At 44.5% G+C, this 8,060-nt stretch carries 7 protein-coding genes and 1 pseudogene; 4 read left to right on the top strand and 4 right to left on the bottom strand.

The annotated features are described in order from the left end of the window. Positions 1-52: 52 nt before the first annotated feature. From VZ94_RS30930 to VZ94_RS15150, 3 genes and pseudogenes are all read right to left on the bottom strand, one after another. The gene (locus tag VZ94_RS30930; protein ID WP_338040440.1) at positions 53-1,831 is read right to left on the bottom strand and encodes a Tn3 family transposase; all 1,779 of its coding nucleotides are present in this window, start codon (positions 1,829-1,831) and stop codon (positions 53-55) included. Between the two features lie 45 nt (positions 1,832-1,876). Next, positions 1,877-2,317: pseudogene (locus tag VZ94_RS30935) on the bottom strand (DUF4158 domain-containing protein); the annotation flags it as partial. A gap of 28 nt (positions 2,318-2,345) precedes the next feature. Then, positions 2,346-2,915, bottom strand: coding sequence for a recombinase family protein (locus VZ94_RS15150; RefSeq protein ID WP_439097742.1), 570 nt, complete (start codon positions 2,913-2,915; stop codon positions 2,346-2,348). A gap of 430 nt (positions 2,916-3,345) precedes the next feature. On the opposite strand from VZ94_RS15150, the gene VZ94_RS15155 reads away from it, so the two are divergent. The 3 genes from VZ94_RS15155 to VZ94_RS15165 all read left to right on the top strand — a co-directional run bounded on the left by VZ94_RS15155 (position 3,346) and on the right by VZ94_RS15165 (position 6,740). Continuing rightward, complete coding sequence (locus VZ94_RS15155; protein WP_045779871.1) at positions 3,346-4,641, top strand: HD-GYP domain-containing protein; 1,296 nt, start codon at positions 3,346-3,348, stop codon at positions 4,639-4,641. A gap of 628 nt (positions 4,642-5,269) precedes the next feature. Next, positions 5,270-5,767 carry a TspO/MBR family protein gene (locus VZ94_RS15160; protein ID WP_045779876.1) on the top strand — a complete coding sequence of 166 codons (498 nt, stop codon included), beginning with the start codon at positions 5,270-5,272 and terminating at the stop codon, positions 5,765-5,767. A gap of 262 nt (positions 5,768-6,029) precedes the next feature. Further along, complete coding sequence (locus VZ94_RS15165) at positions 6,030-6,740, top strand: phosphoadenylyl-sulfate reductase (protein WP_045779872.1); 711 nt, start codon at positions 6,030-6,032, stop codon at positions 6,738-6,740. A gap of 339 nt (positions 6,741-7,079) precedes the next feature. Here the strand turns inward: VZ94_RS15165 and VZ94_RS15170 are convergent, their stop codons facing one another. Next, entirely contained in the window at positions 7,080-7,370 is a 291-nt protein-coding gene (locus VZ94_RS15170) for a hypothetical protein (protein ID WP_131655582.1), read from the bottom strand. A 12-nt stretch (positions 7,371-7,382) separates the two neighbouring features. Between VZ94_RS15170 and VZ94_RS15175 the strand changes: the two genes are divergently transcribed. Further along, positions 7,383-7,922 (top strand): Y-family DNA polymerase, encoded by a 540-nt coding sequence (locus VZ94_RS15175; protein WP_082081720.1) that lies wholly within the window; start codon positions 7,383-7,385, stop codon positions 7,920-7,922. Positions 7,923-8,060 lie beyond the last annotated feature (138 nt).

The raw sequence follows: 8,060 nt of genomic DNA on the forward strand, positions 1-8,060 counted from the left end.
TTTTGAGAATAACGGTTCTGAACTTATTAGAACAGGTGGTTTGGTTGAGCGCTTACTCGCCATGCAGCGTATCCGGTTGAATATCGGATTTGTTTTTGGTCAGTCCGTCAAGAATATAGATCGCCTCCCAAACGCCGCAAGGAATAAAATGTGAGAATAGGGCAATGTAATTGTCGCTAACATGATAATAAGCGACTCCGCCCCAGCCTCCGTAACGAATGTGATACTCCGAGAGCAGATTATTCTCGTATAGGTCCCACTTAGTGTCGTCAGCACCTGCTCGCTTTGCATCGCCCCACAACTTTGGAAGCCAGAAGCGGTTGTAGGCATTAATCACTTCAAAAATAGTTGCTTCAAGTTTTTCTGTGGTGATATGCCGTTGATTGACGAATGCAATTTGTCTGTCGCTGACGCCAGACACGCTTTTTGCCACCTGCGTTGGTCCAAGCCCTGTGCCATAAGCAAATGTCGTTAGTATCTGCCGACGTTCTTCATCCTCCAGCTTGCTTTCATGTCCACTTAACGGCCCAAAGAACTGCCCCCAGTTCAACCACCGCATGGTATCGCCCAGCACATCAAGTATCGACAGATCGAGTGCCAGTAATTTCCGAGTCAACGCTTCTTCAACAACCCGAAATCCGTTCGGCTCAGGCTTCTTGATGAGCTTTGCCAGTGTTGGTCGGCCATTGACGATATTGAAATTCGTATTACTCAGATAGTTACGGTCAACGGCATTGGCGACATCAGTGAGTTTAGCACGTAGATGATCAACGAACGCCTGACTTTCGACGGATAGACCAACCAGTTCCCCATATTCAGCCAATACTTTGTTACACTCATCAGTAGACAAAAGCTGCTCGCGGGAATCTGAGTAAGTATCGCTACCCGGCACACAAATGTCGGCTGATCTCAGTTCCTGAACCAATTGTCGAAAGACACAAACTTCGAGCTGACGACGGTTGACACGACTTGGCTCCAATTTACGGTCACTTTCGCCGGTGACAAGTTTCCACCATTTCGCTGGTATCCAGTCCAAATCTTGCGTGGTTAGTACAGTTTTTCCCTTACCGTTTAACGTAATCCGGTTGGAATTACTACTGTTGTTAGCCAAAATGAAGGCCAAGGCATTTTCAAAGCTTTTATCCTGACTGGTGGCGACGAAGCGAAGTTTGGCCAGGATGCGGAACAGTTCGCTCCGACGCGCCTTAAAATAGCGCCACATGAAACGACATTCGTTTTTACCGCCAAATTCTGAATGGACGCGAGAGAACTCACATAAATCCGGACGCTCAGTGACCAGTTGTCGGGCTTGAGCAATTTGATTGTTTACCGGTTGGCTGGACTGTAAGAGCGTATCTAGCTGGGCAAATCGGCGTAAGATTTCATCAGTTTTGTCCTGATTAGCCGTCAGGTAATTTTCAAGTTCCGCATCAGCCAAGTGTTGAACTTTCATCATTTGTTTACAGATCATATCGCACAAATCGTCGGTCACTCGGGCTAGTTGTCGTTCAATCAGGGTCAGTGACACGGTATAGCGTTTTTTGACTTCCATATCCGCCATACTGGCGGCGTCCAAGCTTAAGCCTTCTAGGGATAATTGCTGCCGTTTGACAAACGGGATATGACGCAACAAATCCTGGTTACCCGCCAAGGCCGAAAGTTGATCATAGCGTATCAGAAGCGCACGCAACCCGTTTACGGTCACCTTAGGTGCATCGATCTTTAGATCGTTCCACGGACTAGTTTGGCTGTCTTCGCCGGTCAGAAACAAGGCATCAAGTTTGATGCGGTCGGCTTCACTCAAACGCTCATAAACATCACGGAACAGCATTCGATAAGTCGCCGCCCGCTGCTCTTTGGCCTCTCGCAACAAAGTTCCGAAGGCGGGCAGCTCGTACCGATACTTTACTAGTGTCTCGATTCCAACATTGATGATATCGACTAAGTCATCTTTGGTTAGCGCGGTGTCAACCAACGCTTGACACAACAGCTTGTAAGCCTTGCTATTAAAATGACTAACGTTCAAATAGCTGCGTATCAGACCGACATGCGTTTTGCGCGCGCGGGAAACATCGTAGTGCTTCAGTGCCTCCCGATCAACAGGGATTTTTTCGATTTCGGCAAGATGAGCAATGATTGCGTCCGGAATTTGATCCGAGGTCACAAAGTAGCCCAAACGCTGAAAGGTCTTTAACATGAGAAGAAAACCGAATCGTGTACTCTGTCCTCGCACGGCCTTGGCACAAAAGTCATGCTCTTCAGGTGTTGGGGAATACCATCGTTCCAATTCGCCTGCATTGAAGCTGGTTTTTAATCTGGGGTAGGCGGTATCGCTTGCTAGAGACTCATTTTTGCTGACTAGTCGGCCAACCTATTCGAGCCAGAGTTTCGATCAGTGTAGTGCGCTTTACGCCAAAGTTACGACATACAGCCGCTTTGGACATGCCACCCTTGAGTGCTAGGGTAATCGCCTCCAATTTTTCACCCACAATGACGGGTGGCCGCCCGCCAATCCGACCACGTCGTTTAGCGGCCGCTAATCCGGCAACAACCCGTTCTTTTGTTAAAGCTCTTTCATATTGAGCCAGTGCCCCGAATACATGAAACAATAATTCGCCGGATGGCGTCGTCGTATCCATGCCCTCGGTAAGTGAGCGAAAGGCTACTTGGTTTTCTTTCAGTTCATTGACGATAGAGAGCAAGTGAGACAGTGAACGGCCAAGTCTATCCAACTTCCAGACCACCAGAACGTCACCGGGGTGAACGAACGCCAGTGCTTTCGATAGTCCAGGCCGATCATCTTGGGCGCCAGAAGCATGATCTTCAAATAAATGCCGACTATCGACTCCAGCCGCCATAAGCGCGTCGCGCTGTAAGTCAGTAGTCTGACGATCAGAATCGGACGAGACCCGCATATAACCAACAAGCATGTACGAAAAACCCTTAACAAGTAATTTGCGTATGGTATACCATAGCGACATGGTTTTTCGTACATATTTGATGGCAATTTGGTCGGGAATATTAGCACTTTATCTAACCAACCGGAAAACATGTGTTTTACGACATACTTACCCACCGTAATTTCTGACGAAAAAAGAAATATCGAATTAATTTATCTGCTATTGCCCATTTTCTCACGAATCCTTACGGTCACCCATATGTACCAAACATGAGTATAGAGTTGAGCTTCATTGTACAACTTCCACTTAAATGGATGCGGCCGATTAAAGACCATGAATTTCAATAGGTTTAAAACCTTATTCCCTAAAATGCAGGAATCGTTGTCGTACCCGGTTAAGAACCGCTAAAATGTAGTTCAACCCAAGCAGCAAAGAAAAATCGCCCATGCAACCCAAACAGAATGAGTTGATCGTTGATCTAAGACAAATGATCCTCGCCATTGAAACCGCCATCTCGTTAGTCGGCATGAATGACACTAACCACGGTAAGCGCGTCGGTTACATTGCATGCCAAATCGGCAAACAGTTAGGGTTTAGCGATGCCGATATTCAGTATGCGTTTGAGTTAGGCATGTTGCACGATTGCGGAGTTTCTACCAACCAAATGCATGCAAACCTGGTCAACTATTTCGACTGGAACGACGCCCACATTCATTGTGAAATTGGTTATCGGATTTTAAAAAACTTCGAACCGCTAGCGAAATTTGCTGTACCGATTCTTTATCATCACACCCCGTATCCAAACCTGGCTAACCACCAACTGTCAATTTACGATGCCCGCATGGCCAATTTGATATTTCTGTCGGATAGGGTCGATATATTGTCAGCTACACACTATAAAACCGATATATTGCTGGCCAGAAATAATATTCTTCAAACGATAATCGGCCAGTACAACAATACCTACTTCGACCCTGAATTGGTAAAAACCTTTGAGGTGGTACAGCGTTCGGAAGCGTTCTGGATCGGCCTAGAAGACCGACATATCGTACGCTACGTTTGGGATATGGGATTAATTAGTAACAACCAACCGTTGAACTTACAACAACTCAAGCAGTTGTCGCTGATTCTGTCATATATTGTCGATCAGAAAAGTCCATTTACCGCTCAACACTCTCTCCGCGTTGCTAATCTCGCCAGCTATTTGGCACATAACTACGGTTTTTTGGAAAACCAATGCAAGAAAATCGAAATTGCAGGGTTGCTGCACGATTTAGGTAAGCTGCATACTCCGGACCCAATTTTGGAAAAACCTGGGCCACTGGATGAAGTTGAACGCTCTATTATGAATCAGCACAGCTACGAAACCTATGAAATCCTGCGGCATATTCACGGCTTAGAAGAAATCGCTAGTTGGGCAGCGTTCCATCACGAATGTTTGAACGGCGGCGGCTATCCGTTTCACCCGCAAGAACGCGATTTGAGTACAGAAGCCCGTATCATTGCTGTTGCAGATGTCTTTCAAGCATTGGTGCAAGATCGCCCCTATCGCCAAGGAATGGCTTTGGAACAAGTGTTGAGAGTTCTGGATGATCAGGTCCGAATCGGTAAATTGGATAAATCAATCGTTGATATGGCGAAACAAAGAGCCGATCAGTGTTTTGCCGTTGCCAAAGGTCTAGATACCTCATTCGATTTGAATCAGCAATACCAAAATTTGCTCACCACAAACGACAGTTAGGTGGAGTTGTTCGCTAAATGTATGCCATCGTGCGATTTTTGTTTTAGCTATTATGAAGGGACGGACTTGTGATGAATTGTATAAAACGTGTTGTCGATGCGCTATTTAAATGCCAAAAATTGCTTGTCTTCAACGAGGTAATCGCAAATATCGTGGTTGTGACGGGCGAATTTAATTTCGTAATTTTTTTCCTGTGTTTCTTCACGAACAATCGAGCTAGGCAGTGCCAAGGATTTCCCATTTTTTGGCTACCCATTTTAAGACCATAAGTATCTACACAAGTTATGTAATCAATTGAAATTAATAGAACTGCTATTTTCGATAAAAATCCAAGGTTATGTATTCGCCAATCCAACAAAAAGTAACAACAATACTTCGTTGTACGGACGGTAATGTTGTCGCTGATAGCGACTCCGGTGGTTTATTATTTGATGCCTAATGTGGGTGTGGTAACACTGATAAGAGAATATAAGGCTACTTCTGAAAGAAATTAAGAGTGTCTAAAGCAAGATTATCAATGTTAAACTTGCTCAATCGCTATTTGGCAATCTATAGAATTAAACCGGTTAGATCGCAGTCTGCACATATAAAGTTCATTTTTCAGCCATACTCAGAGGCTAGGTCGCTTATGAATAAATTTCCAGTGTTTAAGCAAACCCTAGGCTTCCTCGGGTGTCTCACAGTTAGTTTCTCCGCAGCGGCCATTGGTGGCTTAGCCTCTGCCTCTGCGGGCAGTTTCTACAAAGTATTGAACCAACCTGAATGGGCTCCTCCATCATGGCTATTCGCTCCGGTCTGGACTGCTCTTTACTTCCTTATGGCACTTTCGGTCTGGCTTATCTGGCGTTCATTTGGATTTCAAGGTGCTCGCATTGCATTATCACTTTTTGTTGGCCAGCTAGTTCTCAACGCATTATGGAGTTGGTTATTTTTTGTTTGGCATCAAGGAGCACTGGCGTTTTACGAGATTCTTGTTCTTTGGGGGTTAATTCTCGGGACTATAATATCATTTTGGCGTTTAAATCGCTTGGCTGGTATGCTTCTCCTGCCTTACTTAGCGTGGGTTACTTTTGCGGCTGTATTGGCATTTACCTTATGGCAACTTAATCCTAGGTTTCTGTCTTAAAGCATACAAGTAAAGTAGCTGACGGGAATAAAGTGATATACACAGCAAGGTAATGCCGAGGCTAAAATAGGTAAACATTTCGACACCGTGCATCGTTGCCGCTGGCATACCTGTTTCTGCAAATTGTTCCAATAATACTCATACTTGCTCAATATAAGAAGAACAGCACCGCCAGTTACACTAAGATTGCCGATACCTTGCAAGGTAAGAAGCCCCTACTAAATCCCCAATTTGTACAGTTAGTTACTAACGAGTAATAGCAATGTCAGAAACAGAACAGACAGTCCAAAATCATAGCAACAGCCACGGTTTAAACCATATACAAATTGCCGAATTGAACCTCGACTACCAACCTCTCTGTTTTGAAGACCGTTTGCGTAAGCTCTACACCGATTTTAAGCCAGAAAAAATCATGGTGACGTCATCTTTCGCGGCGACTTCGGCTTATTTTTTACACATCATTTCCAGTATTCGTCCTGAGCAGGTCATTTTTTTTATCGATACGGGGTTTCATTTTCCGGAAACCTTGATTTATCGGGATTATTTAATGAGGCTATATTATTTAAAAGTCCAAGACATCAAAGCGGATGATTATCAACATGAATACAGTGTTAAAGAAAAGCTGTATGAAACTGACCCGGATTTTTGCTGCACAATTAATAAAATAAATTCATTGGAAAGCATAAAGCCTAATTACGATATCTGGATGTCGAGCCTAATGAGCTGGCAGACCGATCATCGTGCTGGTTTGGCCATTTTTGAAGAACGCCGTGGAATTATCAAATTCAACCCGATGATCGACGTGTCGCAGGAAGAACGTGATACCTATATCGCCGAACATAAACTCCCGTTCCATCCTTTAGTAGCCGAAGGCTATTCATCCATCGGTTGTACTCACTGTACCGTCAAAGGCGAAGGCCGAAGTGGTCGCTGGCTCGGAAAACCTAAAACTGAATGCGGTTTGCATCTTTAGATTGAATTTTGGAAAAGCAATATCCAATACAATTTTACCGCGCCTAACAATCCAGAAACCGGTGTAAATAGTGATGCACCGGCAGTGTTTTGAGCGACGGGGATAAGAGGTCTAACAATTTATCCGGGGTAATCTGTATTGGCAGCTCAGCGTATAACACCGCCATGTAATTTATACTGACCGGTAATTAGGCCACTAATAATTTCAGTTGGCAGTGTTCGTGTGACATTAAACCCAAGCAAGGAGTTAATCATGTTTATTTCTCAGGAAAACACTAAATTTTTTAGTAAAGCTACGTTGATTCTTAGAAACTCAATGTACCATGAAATTGTTAATTCATCAGTAATGATGTGCTGATTGATAGGCATATTCTATGAGTTGCATGGCAGGCAACTGGTCCCAAATGTCAAAGTTGTTCCAATCTCCATTTTGGATATTACGAGCAAACTGATTGAGCTGATTTGCCATAGCGACACTCCATTCTTTAGCGTGATTTTCAATCAAAATTCCATTTTGGTATACAGCTTTTCGGTCTGCAAAAAATACCCCTGCATCGGTTAGTAAGCTGATACCTTCGGATTTACAATAACCATTAGCCGTATCGGGTTCGCCTGATAAACGAGACGCCAATACCACCCAAGTCTGTTCAGCACGACCGCGTATGAAGGGAAACTTTCATGTACGGTTCTTAGGGGAGGGAAAGGCAGTAATGCCTTTTTCTTACCCGACTACGCTTCGTGTGAACGGGTGTTCCAACCGAAGTTAGATGGTCAGCCCATCGTGATTTTATCCAATAATGATGGTTGCGTCATTGCGCGCAGCAATGAGGCAAAATTGTTACAGGTGGCAATGGGCGCACCTTATTTCAAGATCGAACGCTATGTGAAGCAAGAAGGCATTGCAGTATTTTCTAGCAATTATGCGTTATACGGCGATTTATCCAACCGAGTCATGCAGGTCTTATCCGGTTTTGCGCCACAGATTGAAGTGTATTCGATTGATGAATGTTTTCTTGATTTCACCGGATTAAACCAAGACTTAACCGCCTATGCCGGGCAAATCTGTCAAACCGTTAAACAATGGACGGGCATTCCGATTTCTATCGGTATTGCGCCGACTAAAACCCTGGCGAAGCTTGCCAACCGCTTGGCTAAAAAAGGCTATTCTGCCCACGGACCGTAAGCGCTCAACCAAACCACCTGTTCTAATAAATTCAGAACCGTTATTCTCAAAATTTTTTGAAGAGGATAATGCATGACCTTAACCGCGCATTGGATACATCACCTGAACACTTGGCAAAGCAGCGGAATGACGCAAGCG

This window comes from Methylocucumis oryzae, assembly GCF_000963695.1.
Lineage (GTDB): Bacteria > Pseudomonadota > Gammaproteobacteria > Methylococcales > Methylomonadaceae > Methylovulum > Methylovulum oryzae.